Source organism: Flavobacterium sp. KACC 22763 (assembly GCF_028736155.1).
Lineage (GTDB): Bacteria > Bacteroidota > Bacteroidia > Flavobacteriales > Flavobacteriaceae > Flavobacterium.
In genome coordinates this window covers 1314946-1337988 of record NZ_CP117879.1, presented here as the reverse complement: position 1 = coordinate 1337988, position 23043 = coordinate 1314946, and the positions used below count along the sequence as shown (strand labels likewise).

The window sequence follows — 23043 nt, the reverse complement described above, 5'->3', positions numbered from 1 at the left end:
TTTATGCTCTTATTTGATTAATATGATGTTCTAAATGTTCAACATAATCGGTCATTAAAAATCTTAAATCGATTACAGATTCGTCGGCCAAAATGATTTTATAATCTAAAGCTTTTTCATCAACAGATTTCATTAATCTCACCATCTGCTTGTTTATAGTAAACCATAGCTGAGTAAGTTCCTGAATGTCTATTTTCTGATATTGATTTAAATTTACTAAATCTGTTTGGTTATAAGGTCTGTGGTGATATGGCTTTTCTGCATAATTAATCTCAGTAAAACGTACTAGATTGTGAATTGCAGAATCTACTAAATGTCCCAAAATCTCTTTTTTAGACCATTTACCAGGATTTTTAACTTCTAAAACTTCGTTCTGTATTGTTGGAATGTAATTTACATTTTCATCCAATAACTTTTCAAATTTAAGAATAGCGTTTTGCATAAATAATCAGATTAATTGCCTGCTAATTTATTCAACGTATAAGCAATCAGTTCGTCAACAGCCTTGTACGGATCTGCACTAAATGTTCCAGAAGCACGGTTTGCAATAATAGCGTTCAGCGATAAAGCATTATGGCCTAAAAGAGCTGAAAGCCCGTAAATTGCCGCAGTTTCCATTTCTAAATTAGTGATTTTAGTTTCGTTAAAACTAAAATCATCCATTTTGTTATTTAATTCCTCATCTTGAATATTTAAACGCAAAACTCTTCCTTGTGGTCCGTAGAATCCTCCAGCAGTTGCTGTAATCCCTTTAAAAATTCGATCTGATTCGATTAATTTTTCTAATTTTTCAGAACATTGCGTCACATAAGGTTTTCCTTTTTTAGGATCCCAATTGGTATGTTTTACAAATGCATCCTCAATTTCTGTAATTGAAACGCCATCAATTAAATAGGAGCGAAGCATATTGTCTAATCCCAAACCAAATTTTGACATTACGAAACTATCTACTGGAATATCTTCCTGCAATGAACCCGAAGTTCCAATTCTGATAATATTCAAAGAAGTCAATTTTTCTTTTGGCTGACGTGTTTTAAGATCGATATTTACTAAAGCATCTAATTCGTTTAGTACAATATCAATATTATCAGGGCCAATTCCTGTAGAAACCACAGAAATTCTTTTTCCTTTATAAATACCGGTTTGGGTTTTAAATTCTCTCTTTTGAGCAGAATGTTCGATTGAGTCGAAAAACTGAGTGATTTTTTCTACTCTGTTTTGGTCACCAACAAATATAATGTCGTGTGCTATATGTTCTGGACGAAGGTTTAAGTGGTAAACGCTTCCGTCTGGATTTAATATCAATTCTGAAGATTGTATCATTTTTTTTTAAGTTGCTAAGTTTCTAAGGTGCTAATATTTGAGTTTTTTTGTTTCAAGTTTCACGTTTCAGGTTATATGCAGAACTTGAAACTTTAAACATGAAACTTTTAAACAAATTAATTATCCTCCTACACGTTTGGTTTTGAATCCTTTTTCTTTTAAGATTGCCATTATTTTATCTCGGTAATCGCCCTGAATTATAATCGAATCGTCTTTAAAAGTTCCGCCAACACTTAATTTGGTTTTGATTTCTTTGGCTAAGATTTTAAAATCTTCATCAGAACCTTCGTAACCTTCAATAATAGTGGTTGGTTTTCCTTTTCTTTTTTCAAATTTACAAATCATAGGTTCCTTCTGAACATAAAGAACGTGTTCTTGTTCTTCAACTTGTTCAGGCTCATTTGATTCAACATGATCTGGAAACAGATTCTTTAATTGGTCTTTTAAGTCCATATTTTTCTTATTCTAAAAAATAAATTTTCAAGCATAAAGATATCTAAAAATTAAATTCCAAACCCCAAGAAAAACTTGGAATTTGGAATTTTTATATCTGGAAATTATTTAAGTTTATTTTTTGATTAAACCTAATTCTACTAAACGTTCATACAAGAACTCTCCAGCTGTAATATCTTCGTATTTCTTTGGGTTTTCTTCATCAATACAATTTTCAAGGCAATCCAAACGCATATCGCTTACTGGGTGCATGAAAAATGGAATTGAATAGCGTGAAGTTCCCCACAACTCTCTTGGCGGATTTACCACTTGGTGAATTGTAGATTTTAATTTGTTGTTAGTGTGTCTAGACAACATATCACCAACGTTGATTACCAATTCGTCATCCTCAGCAATGGCATCAATCCAATCGCCGTTGTGATTTTGAACTTGTAATCCTCTTCCTTGAGCTCCCATCAACAATGTGATCAAGTTGATATCACCATGAGCCGCTGCACGAATTGCATTTTCTGGCTCAGAAGTAATAGGAGGGTAGTGGATTGGTCTTAAAATTGAGTTTCCTTCTTTTGCATAATTATCAAAATAAAACTCATCAAGACCTAAATGTAAAGCCAAAGCTCTTAAAACATAAACACCCGTTTTTTCCAATTTTTGGTATGCCTCTTTACCAACCACATTAAAACGTGGTAATTCAGTAACTTCAACATTGTCTGGGTATTCAGAAGCCCATCTTGAATCTTTGTCAACGTATTGACCAAAATGCCAAAATTCTTTTAAATCTCCTTCTTTGCGTCCTTTAGCATGTTCTTTTCCAAAAGAAACATAACCTCTTTGTCCGCCGATTCCAGGAATTTCATAATTATGCTTAGTTTCTATTGGCAAGGCGAAAAAGTTTCTAATTTCACCATAAAGTTCGTTAACCAATTGATCATCAAGAAAATGACCTTTTAAGGCTACGAAGCCAATGTTTTCAAATGCACTGCCGATTTCATTTACAAATTTTTGTTTACGTTTCGGGTCGTCCGAAAGGAAATCACGTAAGTCTACACTAGGAATGTTTTGCATACTTTACATTTTTTATTTTAAAGAAGAAAGGTGTCATAAGTACCTTTCGCTAACAAAGGTAGATAATATTTTAGAAAATAAACTTAAGCTCAGGCATTAAAAGTAGATTTCTGATTAAAATTTTATTTCAGAATCTAATAAAACAGTAGTAATTTGTTATATTTGAAACACTAAAAAAACAAAAAATACATGATCTTTTACCGCCAAAACCTGACTGACGCGCAATTATTAGATTTATATAAAAAAATATTAAAACCCCGATTGATCGAAGAAAAGATGCTCATCTTGATTCGGCAAGGAAAAGTCTCCAAATGGTTTTCTGGAATAGGGCAAGAAGCTATTGCTGTTGGTGTTACTGCAGTTCTAGATCAATCTGAATACGTATTGCCAATGCACCGAAACCTTGGTGTATTTACGACTAGAGAAATTCCGTTGCATCGTTTATTCTCACAATGGCAAGGAAAAGCAAATGGTTTTACAAAAGGTCGTGATAGAAGTTTTCACTTTGGAACGCAAGAATACAATATTATAGGAATGATTTCGCATTTGGGTCCGCAGTTAGGAATTGCTGACGGAATCGCTCTTGCGAATAAACTTCAAGACAATAAAAAAATTACCGCTGTTTTTACTGGTGAAGGCGCTACAAGTGAAGGCGATTTTCACGAAGCTCTAAATATTGCAGCTGTTTGGAAACTGCCTGTAATGTTTATTATAGAAAATAATGGTTACGGACTTTCTACACCAACCAATGAGCAATATGCCTGTGAAAATCTTGCAGACAAAGGAATTGGCTACGGAATTGAGAGCTGGATTATTGACGGAAATAATATTGTAGAAATTTATAATAAACTGTCTCAGCTAAAGAAAGAAATGCAGGAAGATCCACGTCCTATTTTATTGGAGTTTAAAACTTTTAGAATGCGTGGGCATGAAGAGGCAAGTGGCACAAAATATGTTCCGCAAGAATTAATGGATCAATGGGAACTGAGAGATCCCGTTACGAATTATAGAAAATATTTAACTGAAAACGGAATTCTAACAGCAGAATTAGATGAACAATTTCATACCGAAATTAAACACGAAATTGATGAAAACTGGGCAATAGCCAATGCCGAACCAGAAATAAAACCAACTTATAGCGGAGAATTAAATGATGTTTACAAAGAATATCAATATGAGGAATATAGCCATAATTCAGATTCAGAGAATATTCGTTTTATAGATGCTATTCGAAATAGTCTGGAACAATCTATGTGGCGCCATAAAAATCTTGTAATCATGGGACAAGATATTGCCGAATATGGCGGTGCTTTTAAAATTACAGAAAGTTTTGTTGATGCTTTTGGAAAAGACAGAATACGCAATACGCCAATCTGCGAAAGCGCTGTAATTTCTACAGGAATGGGACTTTCTATTAATGGCTATAAAGCAATTGTAGAAATGCAATTTGCAGATTTCGTTTCAACTGGATTTAATCCAATTGTGAATCTTTTGGCTAAATCTCATTATCGCTGGGGCGAAAAAGCCGATGTTGTCGTTCGTATGCCTTGTGGCGGAGGAACTCAAGCTGGACCATTTCACTCTCAGACCAATGAGGCTTGGTTTACTAAAACTCCAGGTTTAAAAGTAGTTTATCCAGCATTTCCATACGATGCAAAAGGGCTTTTGAACACCGCAATTAACGACCCAAATCCTGTTTTATTCTTCGAACATAAATTATTATACCGCAGTATTTATCAGGATGTTCCAAAAGACTATTATACTATTCCTTTAGGTAAAGCGGCTTTGGTTAAAGAAGGAAAATCGGTAACGATTATTGCTTTTGGAGCTACTGTTCATTGGGCTTTAGACACTTTAGCGCAACATCCAGAAATTGATGCCGATTTAATTGACTTAAGAACTTTACAGCCTCTTGATACAGAAACGATTTTTGCTTCGGTTAAGAAAACTGGAAAAGCTATAATCTACCAAGAAGACACCCTATTTGGCGGAATTGCAAGTGATATTTCGGCTTTAATTATGGAGAATTGCTTCGAATATTTAGATGCTCCGGTAAAACGTGTAGCGAGTTTAGATTCGCCAATTCCATTTACAAAAGCTTTAGAAGATCAGTTTTTACCAAAGAATAGATTTGAGCAAGCTTTGAAAGAGCTACTAGAATATTAAAAATATAAACACATAGAAACATAGCTTCTTGGAATCTATAAAAGGCGTTTCACTTGTTTAAATACACATAGCTATGTGTGAGAAACTAGTTTCTTTTATTTATCTTTTTAAGAAGCGATAAACTATGTTTCTATGTGTTTAAAAATTTTAGATCACCACAACTAAACGTTTCCCGTCAGGAACTTCTGCATTCCACATTTTTTCTATATCAGATAGATTCACCGTTTCAATATTTACTTTTAGTATATTTTTTGAAGCTAAAAGAAACATTTCTGGAAGTATTTCAGAAAATAAGAGTTTGACTTCTTCTTTTGTCCAGCTTCCTAATCCTGAACCCGATAATTGAAGATCTGCACTTCGTAAAATCTGAGCTGATAATTGAATGGTATCTCCAGACATAGAACCCACAGAAACATATCGAGTTTTATGCGTAAAGTTTCCATTTCCTTTTAAAACTGAAAGGATAAGTTCTGCCGAATGTCCCCACAAATAGTCTATTACAATATCTATTGGAGTATTTTTATGGATTTCTTTTAACTGAGAAATAAAAGATTCATCATTTTGTTTTAGAGAAACAATTTCATCGGCACCTAATTCTAAAAGACTTTCTAGCGCTTTTTCGTTTCTTCCTGTAACAATTATTTTTTTAGCTCCATAATGCTTTGCAATTTGAACGGCCATTTGTCCTGTAAAACCAGTCGCTCCATTTATTAAAACCGTTTCACCTGACTTTATTCCGGCTCTAAAACGAAGAGCCATTGCCGAACCTGCAACTGCATTTGGCATCGCTGCAGCTGTTGCATCATCAATTCCATCTGGCAAAACTACCAATCTATTTTTCTCTACCAAAGCCTTCTCGGCAATCGTTCCTGAAATTCCGCGGGCGTAAACTCTTGTTCCGTTTTCTAGAATACCGATTCCGTCGCTTCCAACAATAAATCCGTTTTGATTTTCTTTTTCTGAAGAATAATGATCTCCGCTTGCAATTCCTTTATCCAAATTCGTAATAGCTACGGCTTTTACCGAAACCAAAATTTCGTTTTCATTGGATGCAATTGGCTCTTCAAATTCTGCATATTTTGGCGATTCGCCTTTTTTATAAACTACTGCTGCTTTCATAATTATTAAATTTTATGAAGCAAAATTACAGAGCCGTTTATGGGCAGACGATAACATTTGTTATCAAATTTTTCTTTAAACGATATAAGTTATATAAGTCAATTTAAGTTTGACTAAAAAGTCAATTATTCTTTACTTAATAGTTTACTTTTTAGTCTGCTTAGATGCACAGTTGTTATTCCTAAATAAGAAGCGATATAATGTTGTGGAACACGCAATATGATTTGAGGCCTTTCTTTAATTAAGTTAGAATAACGCTCTGCAGGGGAATCTTTTATAAACGAAACGAAATATTTCATATAATCTAAAGTACGCTCAAAAAGCTTATTAATGAGACTATCCCTTAATTCAGGGATCTCTTTGATTTCTTCTAGAATTTTATCCAGATCATTCTTACGAATCCACCACAAAACTGAAGGCTCAATCGTTTCTATATTTGTCGGACTCGGAAGTTTCTTCATGAAACTTTCGATAGAAGCAACGCTCTCATTTTCAAAAAAGAATTGCGTAGTGAGATCTTTTCCGTTATTGTTAAACCAAACCCGAATACAGCCTTTTTCTATGATATAAAGTTTTTTTGAAACTTCACCTTCTTCTAAAAGGGTAGTTTTCGTAGGAACTTCAATTCGATTGAAATAACCGATGTATTCGTTCCATTTTTTATCGGTTAAAGGGAATTTGTTTCGGAATTGGTTGAACATTTTGTATTCTAATTTGATTCCACTTCAAACAACTGCACCTGATTTTTCAATCGGTCAATCAACAAGTTCATCATACGTTTATTCAAATCAGAAGAATTCTTAATATAAGTATTGTATTCGTCAACTGTAAAAAGCGCCATTACAATTCCTTTTAAAGAATTTCTGAATTTAATGTCTTTTTGAATGGAATTTTCGATTGTCTGAAGTTTCTTTTCAACCGAATAAGAATAGAAATCGGGTTTGTTTTTGTTTACATAATTGATAAAAACGGCAACGAACAAGTCGTTTTGAAGTTTTAAAATAGGCCTGATGGTCTGGTTTTGAAAGATCTCATCTGCTGAAGATTGAGCACTTACGGTTCCTAAAGTTTCGCCTCTGAATTCTTTTAAAAAGGTGTCTCTATCTTCCATGGTATTTGTTTTAAGTTTTTCTTAAAGTTAAAGAAATAATCCCATAGTAAAAACCTATTTTTGTTTTTCTAAAAATAAATTATGCGATTATTTCTGTTTTTATGCTTATTACTAGCTTCTTGCAATTCTAAAGAAGATAAAGAAAAATACAATCGTCAATTATACCGCGCTGTAAACAATAAAGATACAGCAGTTCTTGATATCCATATAAATGACAAACGCTTTTATGGTCGTTACGAAATTAATCATTACGGAACAGGAAAAGATTCTGGTGATGTAAGAGGCGATTTAAGAGGAGATACACTGAGAGGCGATTATCATTATATTTCTTTCGGTGGAGCTTGGAAAAGAGTTCCTTTGGCTCTTTTAAAGAAAGACGGCAAACTTTATTTAGGAAAAGGAGTAATTGGAACTTATTTTAATCTTCCTTGCTACGTTCCAGAAGTTCCAATTGAATATCAAAATCCTGAGTTTCTTTTTGAGAAAATAGAGGAGAGGCAATAAAAATTCCAAAATTTAAATTCCAAATTCCAAACTTTAATTCCTTTGTGTGTTTTACCGCAAAGCACGCAAAGTTTTTTTTATAAGTTAGATTTACTAAAAACGCAAAGTTCGCAAAGCTTTATTTAAAAACTTTGCGAACCTTGCGTAAACCTTTGCGAACTTTGCGGTTAAAAATCTAACCAATACTCGAAGGAAGCTCAAAAATTTCAAGATCAAAATATCTTACAGATGCCATTACGTGGTCAAAAATATCAGCCATGATATATTCGTAATTGGCCCAGCGTTTGTCACTTGAAAACACATAAATCTCCAACGGAACTCCATGCGCGGTCGATTGTAGCTGTCGGCACATGATATGCATATTTTTGTTCAATCCCGGATGGTCATGTAGATATTGCATAATGTATTTTCTAAACAATCCTAAATTGGTCATATTTCTGCCATTTAGCGAAAGCGTTTTATCAATTCCTCTAAGATCATTGTATCTGTCAATTTCTGCTTGACGGCTGTCTATATAAGAAGTAATAAGTTGAACTTTTCGCAATTGATGCAAATCTTCATCGTTTAAAAAACGGATTGTACTGCTTTTTATTAAAACATGTCTTTTGATGCGTCTTCCATCAGATTTCTGCATTCCGCGCCAGTTCTGAAACGAATCTGAACTTAAAGCATAAGTCGGAATCGTGGTAATGGTGTTATCAAAATTTCGAACTTTTACCGTTGTCAAATTGATTTCGATAACATCTCCGTCAGCTCCAAATTTATCCATTGTAATCCAGTCGCCAATACGAACCATATCGTTTATCGCTACCTGAACACTCGAAACAAACCCAAGAATCGTATCTCTGAAAATTAAGATGATAATTGCCGAAAGTGTTCCAAGAATAGTTAATAGTTCGCCTTTTTTAATTCCGAATAAAGTCGAAATAATCATGGCAACTCCAAAAATCCAGAGCACAATCATAATAACCTGAACAAAACTATCAATTGGTTTGTCGCTATATTCAGGCTTTTGTTTTAAATAATCGCGTAACGAATTAAAAACAGTTCGAACAATCCATAATCCAAGTAATACTATATAGATACCTACAATTTTTCCGAAAATCGATTCCCAATATTCGTATTTATCTAAAATAACAGGAACCGCTTTATAAATAAAGAAAAACGGAATTAAATAAGCTGTATATCTAGTGGTTTTGTTTTGAATTAAATAATCGTCAAACTTTGTTTTGGTGCGCTGTGCAAAAACAGCAGTTAAAGTGACCAAAAGAAATTTGGCTGCGTAATAAATCACGTAAGCCAGTGCTATTAAAATAGCGATATTAAAGATTAGACTGGTATAAGACGCTACATTGCGGCTCATTCCCCATTCTCTAAAAATAGGATATAAAAAGTTAAATATTTTCTCCAAAAACTTATGCATTTGCTTTAGTTTCTAAATATTTTTTCTCGATGTAAAAAGTTCCAAACGGAATTAGAGAAGCAACTTGAATGATTGCAAAAGTTTTTAAATCCCAATTCATTGATTTTTTCAATAAAAAGGCTAAAAGAATATATCCGATAAATAAAACACCGTGTGTCATTCCTAACGGACGTAATAATGTATGGTAGAGTTCAGGATTATTATTTTTGATAATCAACATATTAGCAAACAATACTAAATAAGAGATTCCCTCTAAAATGGCAGTAACTTTGAAAATCTTGAGCATGTATATATTTTTTAAGTTTTATGCCAGCAAAATTAAGGATTCTGGATTGATTTTAGGATTTAAAAATTCAAAATTAACAGCCTTTAAATAGGCTGAAATTTGGAATTTGGAATTTAAAATTTTGAAAATTACCTTTACTCTATGAGTAAAAGAGATTTAAAAAAATATTTAGGCGAGTTGACAAAAGAGCAATTAGAGGAACAATTGGTAGAATTGTATGAGAAATTTGCTCCTGTAAAAGTATATTATGACTTTGTTTTTAATCCAAAAGAAGACAAATTGCTTCAGGAGGCCAAGGTCAAAATCTCTCACGAATATTTCCCAATCAAAAAACCGGGAGCAAAATGGCGTCCAAAAGCCAAAATGAGAAGATCAGTTGCTCAAAAACTCATTAAACATTTTATGATGTTGGGTGTAGACTCATATGTTGTTGCTGATATTATGCTTTACAATATTGAAATAGCGCAAACGTTTTCTTCGCAAAATTTAATCAAGCAGGAATTGTTTTACAAAAGCATCTTTAATTCTTTTGAGCAAGCAGTAAATTATATTGTTTCAAACGGAATTTTTAATGATTTTAAATTGCGAATTAATGCAATTCAGGAGGAAACATTAGAGCAAAAATGGAAAAATAGATACGATTTTGAGGCAATTTTGGAGAAAATCGACTACTAAAGCCCTTTCTCATAAAAAATATTTATTCAAAAAAAATATTTATTTTAGGTTAAAAGAGGATGAATAACTGTTTTTTCGATGTATTTTTGCAAAAATCCAAAAATAAACAATGTCTCAAACTTTAGAAATACAAAGAGAAGATAAAAAAGAACTGTATGCATACCAAAAAGGCGATATTGACGCTATTTTTGACCGTTTAGATAATGCTCCTCCCAAACACCACTTACTGTATCAGCTTCCTACTGGAGGAGGAAAAACAGTAATATTTTCTGAAATCGTACGCCGCTATTTGTCAAATAATGACAAAAAAGTGGTTGTTTTGACGCACCGTATCGAACTTTGTAAACAAACTTCAAAAATGTTGACGGGTTTTGGCGTTACAAACAAAATAATCAATAGTAAAGTAAAAGAATTGCCAGACCAAAATGATTTTTCATGTTTTGTGGCGATGGTTGAAACTTTAAAAAATCGTATTAATGATGAAAAACTTCATCTTGACAATATCGGTTTAGTTATTATTGATGAGGCACACTACAACTCATTTAGAAAACTTTTAAACTCATTTAAAAATGCTTTTATCCTTGGAGTAACAGCAACACCTTTGAGTTCGAATATAAAATTGCCAATGCACCAAAGCTACCACGAACTTATTGTTGGTGATACAATTGGCTCATTGATTGAAAAAGGTTTCTTGGCCAAAGCAACAACTTATAGCTACGATGTTGGTTTGACTTCGCTTAAAGTAGGTATCAATGGTGATTATACCGTAAAGTCTTCAGACGATTTATATACGAATACTTTGATGCAGGAAAAACTGCTTCATGCGTATACAGAACGTTCTTTGGGAAAGAAAACCTTGATTTTCAATAATGGTATTCATACTTCATTATATGTATATGAAACTTTTAGAGAAGCAGGTTACGATATCAGACACTTAGACAACACAAGTAGTTCTGAAGAGCGTAAAGACATTTTGCAATGGTTTAAGAAAACTCCAGATGCTATTTTAACTTCTGTCGGAATTTTGACAACTGGTTTTGACGAGCCAACTGTAGAAACTATTATTTTGAACAGAGCAACAAAATCATTGACTTTATATTTCCAGATGATTGGTCGTGGTTCTCGTAAATTACCAGGAAAAGACGAATTTACGGTTATTGATTTAGGAAACAATGCCGCTCGTTTTGGTTTGTGGAGCGATCCTGTAAACTGGCAGCATATTTTTAAATCTCCAGAATTTTACTTGGAAAACCTGCGTGATGACCAAGAAATCGAAATGTTCTTTAAATACAGCATGCCGCCAGAATTGCGCGCAAAATTCAGTAAAACTGCCGATGTTAGTTTTGATGTCGATGAAGAACACAAATTAATAATTAAACAAAATCTTCGTTCTAAAGTAGTTTTAGACAAATCTTTAGATCAGCATGCAGGAATGTGTGTAGATAATACAGAAACGCTTCAGGAAGCAAAAATGCTGGCTAGAGAATTAGAAGATGATATTGAAGATCGTATCAAACGTTATTCTAAATGTTTGAGCCAATGTAGTAAAAACTACCGCGAATGGCTGGTTGACGATTACAAACAAAGATTAACTTTATTAATCGGTAAAAAGTATCGTGAGAAAATCATGAATGAGCCGGATTGATAATTTAAAGTTTTATTTGTTTCAGGTTTCATGTTTCAAGTTGTTGGAATCTAAAACAGTATTATAATTTATAAAGGAGAAATAGCATTTCATAGTAAATGTAATTTCTCCTTTCAACTTATTAAGTTTTTGGTGTAACTTGAAACCTGAAACTTAACCCGAGGCAGAATGCCGAACGGGCGAAGCAAACAAAATTAAAGAACATGTCTAAACCATTCTCAACATTAGGAATTTCAGCTCCAATTTTAAAAGCTTTAAGCGAATTAAACATTGTTGAACCAACAGAAATTCAACAAAAAACAATTCCGTTATTTTTGGACGAAACCCGTGATATTGTTGGTTTAGCCAAGACAGGAACCGGAAAAACAGCTGCTTTTGGATTGCCTTTATTAAAATTGGTAAATGCAGAATCGACAACAGTTCAAGCCGTAATTTTAGTTCCAACAAGAGAACTGGGACAGCAGATTTTCAGAAATTTAGAAAGTTTTTCAAAATATATTGCGAATATATCTATTGCTTCAATTTGCGGAGGAACTCCAATAAAACCGCAAATAGAAAGATTAAAAGAAGGCGCTCAAATCGTTGTGGCAACGCCAGGTCGTTTAATTGATTTGATTCAGCGAAAAGCTATTGACATTAAAAAAGCTGAATATTTAGTTTTAGATGAAGCTGACGAAATGGTGGCGATTCTTAAAGAAAGTTTAGACGAAATTATCGCTGAATTGCCTAAAAAGCACCGCACATTATTGTTCTCGGCAACACTTCCTGGAACGATAAAACAGCTGATTCAGAATTATTTGAATAAAAATGCAGTTCAAATAAGCGCCAATATGGAAACTGTTGGTAATGAAGGAATTGATCACGAATATATTGTGGTTGATCCTATTGAAAAACTAGAAGTTTTAATGCATTTCTTGAACTCAAGAGATGGCGAAAGAGGTATTATTTTCTGTAAAACCAAAGCTGCTGTAAATAAATTAGCCAAAAATCTGGCAATTAACAAATTCTCTTCGGGAGCACTTCACGGAAGTTTGACACAAGGTATTCGTGACCGAATTATGGAGCAGTTTCGTGAAGGTCATATTAATATCTTGGTTGCTACCGATTTGGCTGCGAGAGGAATCGATGTAAAAGAAATCTCGTATGTCATTAATTATCATTTGCCTGACACTTACGAAAATTATGTGCACCGAAGTGGAAGAACCGCAAGGGCAGGAGCAAAAGGGCTTTCTTTAACAGTATTACAGCAAGAAGAAGTCTTTGAAATTGCTGATTTTGAAAGAGAGTTAGGAATTAAATTTTCTGAGTTTAAAAAACCTTCAGCGGCAAGTGTAGAAGAAAATAATATGCTTTTGTGGGCGAGACAAATCTTTAAAACAAAACCAAATCACGAACTTTCTGCAGATTTAAAAACGAAAGTAAAAACAGTTTTTCATCATTTAACGAAAGACGAACTAATCGAGAAATTAATGGCAAGTTATGTCTTACAGAACAAAATCGATATAGTTGAAAAAACAGTTAAAAAATTCAAAAAGTAATAAATATGACAATTGTCATTGCATATTAAAGTTGTATATTTATAAGGAATTATTTTATAATCCTACTTAATACAACATATATGAAAATAGTCATTATTGGAGGTGGGTTTGCAGGAATTAATCTTGCAAAAGAACTTGTAAATCAGCCTCAAATACAAGTAACACTTGTCGACAAGAATAATTATAACTTTTTTCCACCACTTATATATCAAGTTGCCACGGCATTTTTAGAACCTTCGAGCATTAGTTACCCTTTTAGAAAATTCTTTGCCGGTAAAAAAAATCTTAGTTTTCGTTTAGGCGAATTATTATCAGTTTCTCCAGCAGAAAAGAAAATCACGTTAAGCAATGGAGAGTTAGAATACGATTACCTTGTTTTTGCTACTGGCGCAGAAACGAGTTATTTTGGTATGGAAAACGTGATGAAAAACGCCATTCCGATGAAAACTTTAAATGATGCCATCGTAATGCGTAATACATTGCTTAAAAATCTTGAAAAAGCTGCTATTTGCAAAGATATTCGCAAACGTCGTAAATTATTAACGATTGTTGTCGCTGGAGGTGGACCAACTGGAGTTGAAGTTTCGGGAATGTTTGCCGAAATGAGAAAAAATATTCTATTAAAAGAATATCCGGAATTGGAAACCTCTGCGAGTAATGTTTACTTAGTCGATGGAGGAGATGCTCTATTGGCACCAATGAGCAAAGAATCGCAAAAAGATACTCTCGAAGCCCTTACAAAACTTGGTGTTGTTGTTAAATTGCACACTCGTGTTGTTGATTATGTTGATGATACGGTACATTTTGAAAACGGAGAAACTATAAAAACCAAAAATTTAATCTGGGCTGCAGGAGTTTCTGCCAAAATTTTCGAAGGAATGCCAAAGGAAAGTTACGGACGCGGCCGTAGAATGGCAACCGATGAATTCAACAAAGTAAATGGTGTTGACAATATTTATGCAATTGGTGACACAGCGATTTCTTCAGGAGATAAAAATTTCCCAGACGGACACCCGCAAGTGGCGCAAGTAGCTATTCAGCAAGGTTTAAATCTGGCTAAGAATTTTAAAGCCATGGTTGTCAATAAACCTCTTAAACCTTTTGCTTACAAAGATAAAGGATCAATGGCAATTATCGGAAAAGCAAAAGCTGTTGTAGATTTGCCAAGTCCAAAATGGCATTTTAAAGGTTTCTTCGCTTGGATTATTTGGCTATTCATTCACTTAATTTCGCTGATAACTTATAGAAACAGATTAAATACTTTCTGGAATTGGATGGTAGCATATTTCGCAAAAGATCAATCGCTTAGAATGATTATTCGTCCAGATAAAAAGACACAAAACTAAATTATAGAAATTCCAATTTTGAAATTCCAAATTCCAAAGCTGGAAAGCTTTAAATACTAAAAAAGGCAAAAAACACTTGTTTTTTGCCTTTTTTATTTTTCAACAAATTGGAATTTGGAATTTTAAAAATTTAAAAATTAACCATTTATTCCGCTGTAGTTGGGTCTATTATTCCTGTAACCTGATTTACTGAGTTGGCAGGAAAACCTCCTAATTTTGCGTGTTCATAAACCATTTCTTCATTTGGTGCTATATAAATGCAATACAATTTATCATTTGTAATATAGCTGTTTACCCATTGAATTTGAGTTCCTAGTTGATTAAGTACACCGCAGGAAGCCTGCGAAATACTTTTTAATTGATCAGATGTAAGTTTACCAGCATTTGGGATTTCTCTTTCAATAACATATTTAGGCATAATCTTTAGAAATTTATTCCTACTCATGTGGCTTTTCGGTTTCGCCCCGTTTTTAAAATGGTTTCTGGATTCCATTCCATTTTATGTCCTATAAAATTACAGAAATAAAACCGCAAAATCAATTATTACGTTTTGATTTTTAATCACTTACAATCTATATCAATGAACAGAAGCAATGCTGTCTTCTGCGGATAATTCTACTTTTTGTTTGATAAAACGTTTTCCTATATTTAAAATTATAAATGCCGTAATAGTTGTAGTCGTCATAATAACTACCATTGGAGTCACAGAATTTTTTACAAAAACACCAACTGCAAACGAAGCCAAAGCACCAATTCCAAGCTGAATTGCACCCATTAATGCCGAAGCGCTTCCAGTATTTTTAGCAAAAGGAGCGAGCGTTAATCCAGCAGTATTTGGATTTGAAATTCCTAAGCAAGCCAAGAATAAGAATAACATTCCGATAGTTTGATACAATCCTAAAAGATCATTTAAAGCCAAAATCAAGAATATAATACTGATTATAGATTGAGAAATTAAAGCGCCGAAAATCATCTGTTCGCTTGAAAATCGTTTTAACAGCATAGAATTTAACTGACTAGATCCAATAAAACTAACTGACATAAGGGCAAAAATCCATCCGTACGTTTTAGCATCGACTTTATAAATATCCATAAAAACAAGTGGAGAAGCTGCTACATAAGAAAATAATCCAGAGAAAGCGACAGCGCCTGTAAACGCATACGTATAAAACTGAGGCTCTTTTAAAACTAAAAGAAAATTAGATAAAATCGGTTTTGGCTTCAACGATATCGAAGTATCAGGTTTATATGTATTTGGAAGCCCAAATTGTGAAGCGGCCAAGATCACGATTCCCATACACATTAGTATAAAAAAGACAGCATGCCAGCCTAAATCTTCGGTAACATAACCGCCAATAGTAGGTGCCAGCATTGGAGAAAGCCCAACAACGAGCATTAAAAGAGAAAATACTTTTGGAATATCTTTTACAGGAAATAAATCACGAACCATAGCTACCGAAGCAACTGTAGCAGCGCAGCTTCCAATAGCCTGAATAAAACGAAGCATTATAAAAGCATCAATATCAGCAACATAAATGCATCCTAAAGAAGCGAGAATATAGATCAAAAGCCCAATAAATAAAGGTTTTTTACGTCCGAAACGGTCTAATAAAGGTCCATAAAGCAATTGTCCGGCAGAAATTCCGATAAAATAACTGGATAAACTCATAGAAACTTTTGCTGCAGAAGTATTTAGATCCTTTGCAATTCCTGAGAAACCAGGCAAATACATATCGATTGAAAAAGGACCAAGAGCTGTTAAAGAACCTAATATTAGAATCAGCTGAATATATTTTTTTGTTGTCATTATCTTAAAAAGTGGCTTATAATTTTCTGCAAAGGTAAAGATTTCATATCTTGTAGTATAACTTGATAAAGTTTATAACAATAAATTAAAGTAATTGCCAACATTATTTAGTGTTACTATTTATTAATCTTTAAATTAAAATTATGAAAAAGTACCTTTTATTAGCAGCAGTTTTATTCACAACGATTTCATTTGCTCAAACGATTACATCCAAACAAGAAGAAGCCAGTGTTGAGCAATATGAACTCTTAAAAAAAGTAAACCAGTATTATCCAGACATTACATTGAGCAAATCGGTTACCAATTTTTATGCTGATGGAAAAATTATCGATTCTCAGCAAGATTTTGATTTAAGAGGCACAAAATTTTCAAGTTACAAATTAGGTATCGAGCCAGGAAACAAAAAAGTAAAATTTGATTATACATCTAGTGAAGCTGGTCATGTATATGGCGAGGTTACCATTTTTAACGGGAATGCTTTACGAACTACGTTTAACGAAAAAAACAATCAAATTGATGTATCATTAAATGGAAAATCGGTTTATTTGAAAAAATTATAGATTTTGAAGAATTTAGAAAAAGCATCGCAAATTTGTGATGCTTTTTTGATTTATATTTGGTTCAGATTTTAATAAAACAAACTACAATGAAAAAATTTCTTTTCCTGGCATTTTTAATTTCCATGCAAGCATTCTCACAGCAAAACAAATTCTCAGGAACTTGGGGAAGCCAAAAATGCAAAGACTGTAAGAAAGAATATATTTTTAGAATTACGATAGCTCAGTCAAATTATAAGATTTTTGGAACCGCAGAAGTTACAAGCGAACACAAAGATTTAAATTCTGGAATTTTGGAAGTTACCGGACATGTTTATCCGCACGGCGATAAAGCGCAAATAAAATTAAAAGACAAAGACGGTATTTCGTCCAGCGCAGTTTTATTTGTAAAAGATGACGTAATTCAGTTTACAAAAAATGGTGGAGGCGATATTGTACCAAAAGAGATGATTTTGAATAAATTATATGAATAAGCCCCTTTTTAGGGTTATCTCAATTTGACCTATAATTTATACAAAGTTCTACTAAATCTACATTTTACTCCTTTTTTAAACTAAAAGCGAAACATTTTCTTACGTCATAGACTTATTTCTCACCAAAAATAAGATTCTATGAACCAAAGACAATTATTGCAATCGCAAACCGAATTCGATTGCAAATACCAAGAATTTTTAATAAAAGTTCAGTTAATGAACCATAATAAAAAATTCTGTATTCGAAATTTTACAAGAACAGTTTCACCGTTCTTTAAAACAATCCAACTTAATAGCTTATTCTTTCTTCGCTTTAAGGGAACAAAAAACTCCATAAAACTTCAATTGTTACCGCTTACGTGTAATGATATGTATGTTTTAGAAATTACTTCTGCAAAACATCGAACTAAGGTGTTTACATTTTGTGTGAGGTCTCACAAACATTTGCTTGAAAAATTAATTAAACACGACTTAGTATAATGGTCGAGTTTTTAAAACCTTTCGTTCCAGTTGATTATCAATTGAATGAAAAAGCGTTTTATCATTACCTTAAAACGCTTAACCAAAAGGAGTATCGAAATAATTTTATCATTCTCACTACTTATGAGAAAGGCCTGTCGCTTGTTGTCTATCACCAAAAGACAACAGATGTAAATTATTATCGCTGGGCAGATGTTAAAAGTCAAATTGATATTTATTACAACAAACCAAATCCAATTTTTCAGCAATTAGAATTACAATTTTAAAATTCCTCAAAGTCAAAAAAAGTTGCCGTTGGGTATAACGGCAACTAACTCACCCAAAACTATCAATAAACCATGATTTCATATAAAGAGCGTCACCAATCAAGAAGGCGACAAAAAAACATACAGTCCAAGAAAGTTCTTGTAAATATTGATTATTTGATTATCAATTTAGAGGGTCAACCGTTTGGTGACTTCTCCGAAGATTCTGATTTTAAAATGCATCAGTATGATTATGGAACAAAAATTTTTCAAAATAGAAGCGATGTATATTATAAAGATGAAAAAATCGGACAATATCTTGCATCTCCAAGAAGTGCAATAATAAATGAGAATTTGGCTCAATTCCAGTTTGAAAATCATTTATTCTACACAAAAACATTAAACGAATTAAAAACCATTTTAGATAAATTTTGCGATGAAACCAACAATTACTTTAAAGCCGTTAACAGACTTGATATATGTTTTGATAGATGTGACAAAGACCATACTTACCGTGACTTGTATAATAATATTAATAGAGGTCGATACCTTATTTCGGGGCGTCCTAAAAATATTCAAGCGTATTTTGAAACTTATAAAGGCACTTCTTTGCTTAATGGTTTTCAAATTGGTAAACGTACGAGCGAAAAACTTATAAGATGCTACAACAAAACCCTGTCACTACAATTAACAGAAAAACCATATATAAATAATTACTACAAAGCCAATGATTTTGTAAATGAGAACATTTGGCGTTTTGAGTATCAATTAAATGCTTCTTTTTTTAGAGGTCTACAAGAACATAGTAAACTCAATAAGGAAGTTACTCAGGCTATGACTTGGAATATTTTTGATAAAAATATGCTTCTTGAATTAACTCAAATTGCAAACAGAGGCTTCTTTGAACTTAAGGAAAATACTGGGAAAAGTCAAATCAATAAAGAGAAAACAATTGAATTTTTTGATTTCAAAAAGATTCAAAATGAAGTTTGCAAATATGCCCCAATAGTCAACAAAAAACCAAAAATAGACCTTTCTACAACTACTATCAAAAAGCGCCTTGCGAAAAGTTTGTTTAGAGAATACTACTCTAATAACCAAGAAGTAAGCTACATCGTTGCGTTAAATTTATTGTTAGAAGACAATGATTTGACTACAGATAAAAAATTGCTGACTTGGTTTAATAACAAATTCAGATTCTATCTACACGAGTTTAGAAACAAAGAAAAGATTAAAAATGATTTTGATTTTAAATTATTCGAAGAACAACAACTTTTATTTCTATAAGCCATGAAAACAAATAATACAAGCCAAAAAGTTTCTAAAACTCAGTTAATGTACATTCTCGAAGTAAGCTATCCAACTGCAAGAAAAGAATATCAAACTATTATCGATTCATTACAATTGAAACGTAAATATTTGACCATTTCTGATCTTATACAGTATGGTATTTTGTAAAAAAATAGAAAAAGATAGAAACAAATGAAAAATTATAGAAACGCTGAAAATTAAGCCATTGTAATCTTTGCAATGTAAAATTTAAACAATTAAAAAAATAAATTATGAAAATTGCATCGATTACAGGCGTTTCTAAAAGCCCTGAAATTTTAGTAACTAAATCTATTGGAAGCCTCGTTTTAGCATTGACTTTAAAACCAAGTCTTTTGGCAGATGAAAAAATTACAATTTACATTGAGAGAGGTAACGGCTCAAATGTCATTTTGGCAAATAAAGTAAAATTGAAAGATTTTATTTTGGCAAGTACTTACGGTAATGAAAGTATTCAAAGTCAAGCTGACGCATCTTATGCACGTAACACAATCGCACTTTGTGAATTATCTGAAAATGGTTCTATCTATTTAGCTGAAAAAGAATCAATCAAAATTCAATTGGAAGATTTAGATACTGACGAAACTTATGATTTGTATGGTATCGAAGAACCTTTGCAAAGCAATTTGGTTTATCATTTCGAGCAAAAAACTGTAGGGTCTGAAGAGTTTAACAAAAAAGTTGATGTCTCAGGATTCGATTTAGCAATCGTTACATTAAACGATACAATCAGCGACATTTCTTATCATTTCTCAAATGGTCAGGTTGTTAAATATCTTCCATTTGAATTGCTTACAATGTCTCGTGATTTAGACCCAATTCAAGCAATCGAAAGTGATGGAAAGGTTATTCAAAATCTTTCAGGAAGATTGTCTTTACCACTCGTAGAAGTTAACGCAATCGAAATCAACAAATCACAAGGTGAAATCGTGAATTTTGTTGTTCGTCAACTTAAAAACGTTCAGTAATATGGGATTCTTTAAAAAAATCGGGCAGTCCATTAAAAAAAATGTCTCGTTTAAAAACTTGGTAAAAGTAGCTACTACTGCTGTTGGTTTTGTTCCAGGCGTTGGTGGAATTGCTCAAACAGTAATCGGAAAGGTTACTGACGCTGTGGAAGCAAAAAAAATGGCTAAAGAAGCAGAAGCACAAGGTAAACAAGCGGAAGCAGATTATTGGAATGCTCAAACAAAAGCTTTAGAACAAAGTACGGCTAATACTGTTGGAGCTGTCGCAGGAGCAGGAGCAAATTTATTTGGTAAATCTGTGGTAGAGGGTGCTTATAATGGCCTCGATCAAGGTTTAAAAACTGGCGTTGCAAATGTTGGTGTTAGCGTTGTTGACATGACAATTTCAGGTTGGTTTAAAAAACATTGGAAATGGATTGCAGGAGTAGGAGCGGTAGTACTTGCTTTTATCCTGTGGAAAGTTTTCGGTCAGAAAAAAACAGGTACCAGACGTGCAAGAAGGTAAAAGAAATTACTATCGGATTTACTTAATAGTTTTTATAGTCGATTCGATAGTGATTATCCTAAAGAAAATTTCAGAAATAATTTTAATCATTAAAAATATACTTTATGGCTTATAATAATAGCTATCAAAATAGAGGTTATAGCAGTAATCGTTACAGTAACAACAACGGTTATCAAAGACAGCAGAAACCTAAAACTAAAAAATCAGGCGCAAAATTCACCAAATACACTCCACAAAGTGGTGCTAATGCTGGACAAGAACAGTATCTAACTACTGGTTGGAAAGTTTCAAATCGAGAATTAATCAGTATAAAAGCTGTAACAACCTCAAAAAGTCAATTATCTGAAAAAGGTTGGTTTGGCTCTGTAGCTGTGACATTTACAAATACTAAAACGGGTTCTCAGGCTTTTCATTGGGGAACAATGCAAAAAAGTACTGGTAAAGTAGTTGTTGATTCAATGGCATTTGTCATTAACCCAAAAGCAAAAAATGGCGGATACGCTGGAACTTTTTTAAGCAAATAAAAGATGTTCAGGTTTTTATTAAAGTTTCTACCCCTGATACTTCATGAGGGGGTAGATATGCTTAAAGAGCATTTAGAGAGAAAAAAGGAACAAAAGAAAATCATTAAAAACATTCAAAACAATGAATAAATTAAAAGGTGTTATTTCGGTTATTGGGATAATTGTTAAATACTCAGCTGTAGTTATGGCAATTATTAAAGGTGTTCAAGTCGTTTATGATGAATTGCAAAAACTTGATTTATCAGGCGATAAAAATGATACTAAACAATTAAAAGAAGAATCAGATGCGTAGTTTTTTAGGTCAAAAAAATTTATCTCGTGGTTTAAGAAATAATAATCCGGGTAATCTTATCATAACTCCATCTGCTTGGCAAGGAAAGATTGAAAAATCTAAAAATACCGATGGTCATTTTGAGCAGTTTAAAGAATTAAAGTACGGAATCAGAGCCATGTTGAAAGACATTATAAATGACATTTCAAAAGGTAAAAACACAATTCGTCTTTTAATTTCAGAGTATGCACCAGTTATTGAGAACAATACTGCGTTATATATTGATTTTATCTCAAAAAAAACTGGAATTGGCAAAGATGAAAAAATTCAAAATGTTGATTCATTATTTCTTATATCAATTGCCCGTGCAATTATGGAATATGAAAACGGTAAAGAATATGCTGATTTAATCTATGATTCGGACATTGACGATGCTATTGACATTTTAGGTGACATTAATTTAAAAGGTGTTACTGTGACAACTAAGCGAAGATTCAAATTCAATTATTTGATTATTCCCGTACTGCTTTTTTTTTATACTGTTTTAACCGTTATCGTTACAGTCTAAACAAACGAAAAACAAGAAGATAATTAACAATTTAAAAATATTATTATGTTACAAAAAGTAAAAGATTTCTACGCAAATAACAAAAAATTAGTTCTTATCGTTGGTGGTGCAATTGTTGTATTTATCGGCTTTAGACTTCTAAAAAAGAAGTAATGAATAGAACTCCTAAAACCTCTGAAAGCCAAGCCCCAAAAGTTTGGCTTTTAGACTTCTTAGAAAGATACTGGATCATCGTTTTGGCAATTATTTTCGGTTATCCTTTTATTAAAAGGTACATAGACGATCAAAAAGCAAACTACGCTTTAAATGATGCTGATAATGAAAAAGCAATGACAAGAGTAATTGCTGAAAATCCTGTAACACTTCAAGAAGCGTTATTAAAAATTACTACTCGAACAGAAGTTCATGATATAGCTAGAAGCATTGCAGTAGCATTTGGTACACATATCCAAACTGGCGATTCAAGTTTTTGGGACAAATTAAATCCTAAAGGATGGACTGAAAATGATTCAGAAGCATATCAACAACTTGCAAGAATTAAACAGCCTGCAACCGTAGAACTTGTTTCCAGATGCTACTACTTATTTACTCGTAGAGATTTAAGAAAAGATGTTCGTGAATTACTTGATTCAGAATACAAGAAAAAACTAACCTTATTTTAA

28 protein-coding genes are annotated in these 23043 nt (G+C 32.8%); 17 read left to right on the top strand and 11 right to left on the bottom strand.

The features are described 5' to 3' along the window. Nucleotide 1: 1 nt before the first annotated feature. The 4 genes from PQ463_RS05810 to PQ463_RS05795 form a co-directional block, all read right to left on the bottom strand. A complete protein-coding gene (locus PQ463_RS05810; RefSeq protein ID WP_274256754.1) occupies nucleotides 2-442 on the bottom strand; it encodes a DinB family protein in 441 nt (146 codons plus the stop codon). A gap of 11 nt (nucleotides 443-453) precedes the next feature. Then, nucleotides 454-1323, bottom strand: a complete 870-nt coding sequence (locus PQ463_RS05805) for a nucleoside phosphorylase (RefSeq protein WP_274256753.1) — start codon at nucleotides 1321-1323, stop codon at nucleotides 454-456. Between the two features lie 120 nt (nucleotides 1324-1443). Then, nucleotides 1444-1776: a translation initiation factor gene (locus tag PQ463_RS05800; protein ID WP_008464140.1), complete on the bottom strand. Its 333-nt coding sequence runs from the start codon at nucleotides 1774-1776 to the stop codon at nucleotides 1444-1446. 114 nt (nucleotides 1777-1890) lie between these two features. After that, nucleotides 1891-2841: an isopenicillin N synthase family dioxygenase gene (locus PQ463_RS05795; protein ID WP_274256752.1), complete on the bottom strand. Its 951-nt coding sequence runs from the start codon at nucleotides 2839-2841 to the stop codon at nucleotides 1891-1893. A 189-nt stretch (nucleotides 2842-3030) separates the two neighbouring features. Between PQ463_RS05795 and PQ463_RS05790 the strand changes: the two genes are divergently transcribed. Next, complete coding sequence (locus tag PQ463_RS05790; RefSeq protein WP_274256751.1) at nucleotides 3031-5007, top strand: alpha-ketoacid dehydrogenase subunit alpha/beta; 1977 nt, start codon at nucleotides 3031-3033, stop codon at nucleotides 5005-5007. Between the two features lie 147 nt (nucleotides 5008-5154). On the opposite strand, the gene PQ463_RS05785 is transcribed toward PQ463_RS05790, so the two are convergent. The 3 genes from PQ463_RS05785 to PQ463_RS05775 all read right to left on the bottom strand — a co-directional run bounded on the left by PQ463_RS05785 (nucleotide 5155) and on the right by PQ463_RS05775 (nucleotide 7237). Then, on the bottom strand, nucleotides 5155-6126 hold the full coding sequence (locus tag PQ463_RS05785) for a quinone oxidoreductase family protein (RefSeq protein ID WP_274256750.1): 972 nt from the start codon (nucleotides 6124-6126) through the stop codon (nucleotides 5155-5157). A gap of 125 nt (nucleotides 6127-6251) precedes the next feature. After that, on the bottom strand, nucleotides 6252-6827 hold the full coding sequence (locus PQ463_RS05780; protein ID WP_274256749.1) for a Crp/Fnr family transcriptional regulator: 576 nt from the start codon (nucleotides 6825-6827) through the stop codon (nucleotides 6252-6254). An 8-nt stretch (nucleotides 6828-6835) separates the two neighbouring features. Continuing rightward, complete coding sequence (locus PQ463_RS05775; RefSeq protein WP_274256748.1) at nucleotides 6836-7237, bottom strand: glyoxalase; 402 nt, start codon at nucleotides 7235-7237, stop codon at nucleotides 6836-6838. Nucleotides 7238-7318: 81 nt separating this feature from the next. On the opposite strand from PQ463_RS05775, the gene PQ463_RS05770 reads away from it, so the two are divergent. After that, nucleotides 7319-7741 (top strand): hypothetical protein, encoded by a 423-nt coding sequence (locus PQ463_RS05770; protein ID WP_274256747.1) that lies wholly within the window; start codon nucleotides 7319-7321, stop codon nucleotides 7739-7741. Nucleotides 7742-7916: 175 nt separating this feature from the next. Here the strand turns inward: PQ463_RS05770 and PQ463_RS05765 are convergent, their stop codons facing one another. After that, nucleotides 7917-9164, bottom strand: a complete 1248-nt coding sequence (locus tag PQ463_RS05765; RefSeq protein ID WP_274256745.1) for a mechanosensitive ion channel family protein — start codon at nucleotides 9162-9164, stop codon at nucleotides 7917-7919. Continuing rightward, nucleotides 9157-9450, bottom strand: a complete 294-nt coding sequence (locus tag PQ463_RS05760; RefSeq protein ID WP_274256744.1) for a DUF3817 domain-containing protein — start codon at nucleotides 9448-9450, stop codon at nucleotides 9157-9159. The genes PQ463_RS05765 and PQ463_RS05760 overlap by 8 nt, the downstream gene beginning before the upstream one ends. A 141-nt stretch (nucleotides 9451-9591) precedes the next feature. On the opposite strand from PQ463_RS05760, the gene PQ463_RS05755 reads away from it, so the two are divergent. The 4 genes from PQ463_RS05755 to PQ463_RS05740 all read left to right on the top strand — a co-directional run bounded on the left by PQ463_RS05755 (nucleotide 9592) and on the right by PQ463_RS05740 (nucleotide 14654). Beyond that, nucleotides 9592-10125, top strand: a complete 534-nt coding sequence (locus PQ463_RS05755) for a DUF6155 family protein (protein WP_274256743.1) — start codon at nucleotides 9592-9594, stop codon at nucleotides 10123-10125. A gap of 109 nt (nucleotides 10126-10234) precedes the next feature. Then, entirely contained in the window at nucleotides 10235-11770 is a 1536-nt protein-coding gene (locus PQ463_RS05750; RefSeq protein ID WP_111424910.1) for a DEAD/DEAH box helicase, read from the top strand. 203 nt (nucleotides 11771-11973) lie between these two features. Further along, the gene (locus tag PQ463_RS05745) at nucleotides 11974-13308 is read left to right on the top strand and encodes a DEAD/DEAH box helicase (RefSeq protein ID WP_274256741.1); all 1335 of its coding nucleotides are present in this window, start codon (nucleotides 11974-11976) and stop codon (nucleotides 13306-13308) included. Between the two features lie 80 nt (nucleotides 13309-13388). Then, the gene (locus PQ463_RS05740) at nucleotides 13389-14654 is read left to right on the top strand and encodes an NAD(P)/FAD-dependent oxidoreductase (RefSeq protein WP_274256740.1); all 1266 of its coding nucleotides are present in this window, start codon (nucleotides 13389-13391) and stop codon (nucleotides 14652-14654) included. A 145-nt stretch (nucleotides 14655-14799) separates the two neighbouring features. Here PQ463_RS05740 and PQ463_RS05735 read toward each other — a convergent pair whose 3' ends face one another. Continuing rightward, the gene (locus PQ463_RS05735; RefSeq protein ID WP_238989964.1) at nucleotides 14800-15099 is read right to left on the bottom strand and encodes a DUF4242 domain-containing protein; all 300 of its coding nucleotides are present in this window, start codon (nucleotides 15097-15099) and stop codon (nucleotides 14800-14802) included. 132 nt (nucleotides 15100-15231) lie between these two features. Beyond that, on the bottom strand, nucleotides 15232-16461 hold the full coding sequence (locus tag PQ463_RS05730; RefSeq protein ID WP_274256739.1) for a multidrug effflux MFS transporter: 1230 nt from the start codon (nucleotides 16459-16461) through the stop codon (nucleotides 15232-15234). 143 nt (nucleotides 16462-16604) lie between these two features. On the opposite strand from PQ463_RS05730, the gene PQ463_RS05725 reads away from it, so the two are divergent. The 11 genes from PQ463_RS05725 (at nucleotide 16605) to PQ463_RS05675 (ending at nucleotide 23043) form a co-directional block, all read left to right on the top strand. Then, nucleotides 16605-17021: a hypothetical protein gene (locus tag PQ463_RS05725; protein ID WP_274256738.1), complete on the top strand. Its 417-nt coding sequence runs from the start codon at nucleotides 16605-16607 to the stop codon at nucleotides 17019-17021. A gap of 86 nt (nucleotides 17022-17107) precedes the next feature. Beyond that, complete coding sequence (locus tag PQ463_RS05720; RefSeq protein WP_274256736.1) at nucleotides 17108-17491, top strand: hypothetical protein; 384 nt, start codon at nucleotides 17108-17110, stop codon at nucleotides 17489-17491. Nucleotides 17492-17970: 479 nt separating this feature from the next. After that, a complete protein-coding gene (locus PQ463_RS05715; protein WP_274256734.1) occupies nucleotides 17971-18237 on the top strand; it encodes a hypothetical protein in 267 nt (88 codons plus the stop codon). Nucleotides 18238-18309: 72 nt separating this feature from the next. Next, a complete protein-coding gene (locus PQ463_RS05710; RefSeq protein WP_274256733.1) occupies nucleotides 18310-19503 on the top strand; it encodes a hypothetical protein in 1194 nt (397 codons plus the stop codon). A gap of 3 nt (nucleotides 19504-19506) precedes the next feature. Beyond that, nucleotides 19507-19674: a hypothetical protein gene (locus PQ463_RS05705; RefSeq protein WP_274256732.1), complete on the top strand. Its 168-nt coding sequence runs from the start codon at nucleotides 19507-19509 to the stop codon at nucleotides 19672-19674. 104 nt (nucleotides 19675-19778) lie between these two features. Further along, the gene (locus tag PQ463_RS05700) at nucleotides 19779-20513 is read left to right on the top strand and encodes a hypothetical protein (RefSeq protein WP_274256731.1); all 735 of its coding nucleotides are present in this window, start codon (nucleotides 19779-19781) and stop codon (nucleotides 20511-20513) included. Between the two features lies 1 nt (nucleotide 20514). After that, complete coding sequence (locus PQ463_RS05695; protein WP_274256730.1) at nucleotides 20515-21018, top strand: hypothetical protein; 504 nt, start codon at nucleotides 20515-20517, stop codon at nucleotides 21016-21018. Nucleotides 21019-21122: 104 nt separating this feature from the next. Further along, complete coding sequence (locus PQ463_RS05690) at nucleotides 21123-21542, top strand: hypothetical protein (protein ID WP_274256729.1); 420 nt, start codon at nucleotides 21123-21125, stop codon at nucleotides 21540-21542. Nucleotides 21543-21663: 121 nt separating this feature from the next. Beyond that, nucleotides 21664-21834, top strand: coding sequence for a hypothetical protein (locus tag PQ463_RS05685; protein ID WP_274256728.1), 171 nt, complete (start codon nucleotides 21664-21666; stop codon nucleotides 21832-21834). Continuing rightward, nucleotides 21827-22381, top strand: coding sequence for a hypothetical protein (locus PQ463_RS05680; RefSeq protein ID WP_274256727.1), 555 nt, complete (start codon nucleotides 21827-21829; stop codon nucleotides 22379-22381). The genes PQ463_RS05685 and PQ463_RS05680 overlap by 8 nt, the downstream gene beginning before the upstream one ends. A 152-nt stretch (nucleotides 22382-22533) precedes the next feature. Further along, nucleotides 22534-23043: a hypothetical protein gene (locus tag PQ463_RS05675; RefSeq protein ID WP_274256726.1), complete on the top strand. Its 510-nt coding sequence runs from the start codon at nucleotides 22534-22536 to the stop codon at nucleotides 23041-23043.

Bases quoted from the DNA above. Each gene is read 5' to 3' on its own strand.
- PQ463_RS05810 (WP_274256754.1), bottom strand. From the start codon at position 442: ATGCAAAACGCTATTCTTAAATTTGAAAAGTTATTGGATGAAAATGTA.
- PQ463_RS05805 (WP_274256753.1), bottom strand. From the start codon at position 1,323: ATGATACAATCTTCAGAATTGATATTAAATCCAGACGGAAGCGTTTAC.
- PQ463_RS05800 (WP_008464140.1), bottom strand. From the start codon at position 1,776: ATGGACTTAAAAGACCAATTAAAGAATCTGTTTCCAGATCATGTTGAA.
- PQ463_RS05795 (WP_274256752.1), bottom strand. From the start codon at position 2,841: ATGCAAAACATTCCTAGTGTAGACTTACGTGATTTCCTTTCGGACGAC.
- PQ463_RS05790 (WP_274256751.1), top strand. From the start codon at position 3,031: ATGATCTTTTACCGCCAAAACCTGACTGACGCGCAATTATTAGATTTA.
- PQ463_RS05785 (WP_274256750.1), bottom strand. From the start codon at position 6,126: ATGAAAGCAGCAGTAGTTTATAAAAAAGGCGAATCGCCAAAATATGCA.
- PQ463_RS05780 (WP_274256749.1), bottom strand. From the start codon at position 6,827: ATGTTCAACCAATTCCGAAACAAATTCCCTTTAACCGATAAAAAATGG.
- PQ463_RS05775 (WP_274256748.1), bottom strand. From the start codon at position 7,237: ATGGAAGATAGAGACACCTTTTTAAAAGAATTCAGAGGCGAAACTTTA.
- PQ463_RS05770 (WP_274256747.1), top strand. From the start codon at position 7,319: ATGCGATTATTTCTGTTTTTATGCTTATTACTAGCTTCTTGCAATTCT.
- PQ463_RS05765 (WP_274256745.1), bottom strand. From the start codon at position 9,164: ATGCATAAGTTTTTGGAGAAAATATTTAACTTTTTATATCCTATTTTT.
- PQ463_RS05760 (WP_274256744.1), bottom strand. From the start codon at position 9,450: ATGCTCAAGATTTTCAAAGTTACTGCCATTTTAGAGGGAATCTCTTAT.
- PQ463_RS05755 (WP_274256743.1), top strand. From the start codon at position 9,592: ATGAGTAAAAGAGATTTAAAAAAATATTTAGGCGAGTTGACAAAAGAG.
- PQ463_RS05750 (WP_111424910.1), top strand. From the start codon at position 10,235: ATGTCTCAAACTTTAGAAATACAAAGAGAAGATAAAAAAGAACTGTAT.
- PQ463_RS05745 (WP_274256741.1), top strand. From the start codon at position 11,974: ATGTCTAAACCATTCTCAACATTAGGAATTTCAGCTCCAATTTTAAAA.
- PQ463_RS05740 (WP_274256740.1), top strand. From the start codon at position 13,389: ATGAAAATAGTCATTATTGGAGGTGGGTTTGCAGGAATTAATCTTGCA.
- PQ463_RS05735 (WP_238989964.1), bottom strand. From the start codon at position 15,099: ATGAGTAGGAATAAATTTCTAAAGATTATGCCTAAATATGTTATTGAA.
- PQ463_RS05730 (WP_274256739.1), bottom strand. From the start codon at position 16,461: ATGACAACAAAAAAATATATTCAGCTGATTCTAATATTAGGTTCTTTA.
- PQ463_RS05725 (WP_274256738.1), top strand. From the start codon at position 16,605: ATGAAAAAGTACCTTTTATTAGCAGCAGTTTTATTCACAACGATTTCA.
- PQ463_RS05720 (WP_274256736.1), top strand. From the start codon at position 17,108: ATGAAAAAATTTCTTTTCCTGGCATTTTTAATTTCCATGCAAGCATTC.
- PQ463_RS05715 (WP_274256734.1), top strand. From the start codon at position 17,971: ATGGTCGAGTTTTTAAAACCTTTCGTTCCAGTTGATTATCAATTGAAT.
- PQ463_RS05710 (WP_274256733.1), top strand. From the start codon at position 18,310: ATGATTTCATATAAAGAGCGTCACCAATCAAGAAGGCGACAAAAAAAC.
- PQ463_RS05705 (WP_274256732.1), top strand. From the start codon at position 19,507: ATGAAAACAAATAATACAAGCCAAAAAGTTTCTAAAACTCAGTTAATG.
- PQ463_RS05700 (WP_274256731.1), top strand. From the start codon at position 19,779: ATGAAAATTGCATCGATTACAGGCGTTTCTAAAAGCCCTGAAATTTTA.
- PQ463_RS05695 (WP_274256730.1), top strand. From the start codon at position 20,515: ATGGGATTCTTTAAAAAAATCGGGCAGTCCATTAAAAAAAATGTCTCG.
- PQ463_RS05690 (WP_274256729.1), top strand. From the start codon at position 21,123: ATGGCTTATAATAATAGCTATCAAAATAGAGGTTATAGCAGTAATCGT.
- PQ463_RS05685 (WP_274256728.1), top strand. From the start codon at position 21,664: ATGAATAAATTAAAAGGTGTTATTTCGGTTATTGGGATAATTGTTAAA.
- PQ463_RS05680 (WP_274256727.1), top strand. From the start codon at position 21,827: ATGCGTAGTTTTTTAGGTCAAAAAAATTTATCTCGTGGTTTAAGAAAT.
- PQ463_RS05675 (WP_274256726.1), top strand. From the start codon at position 22,534: ATGAATAGAACTCCTAAAACCTCTGAAAGCCAAGCCCCAAAAGTTTGG.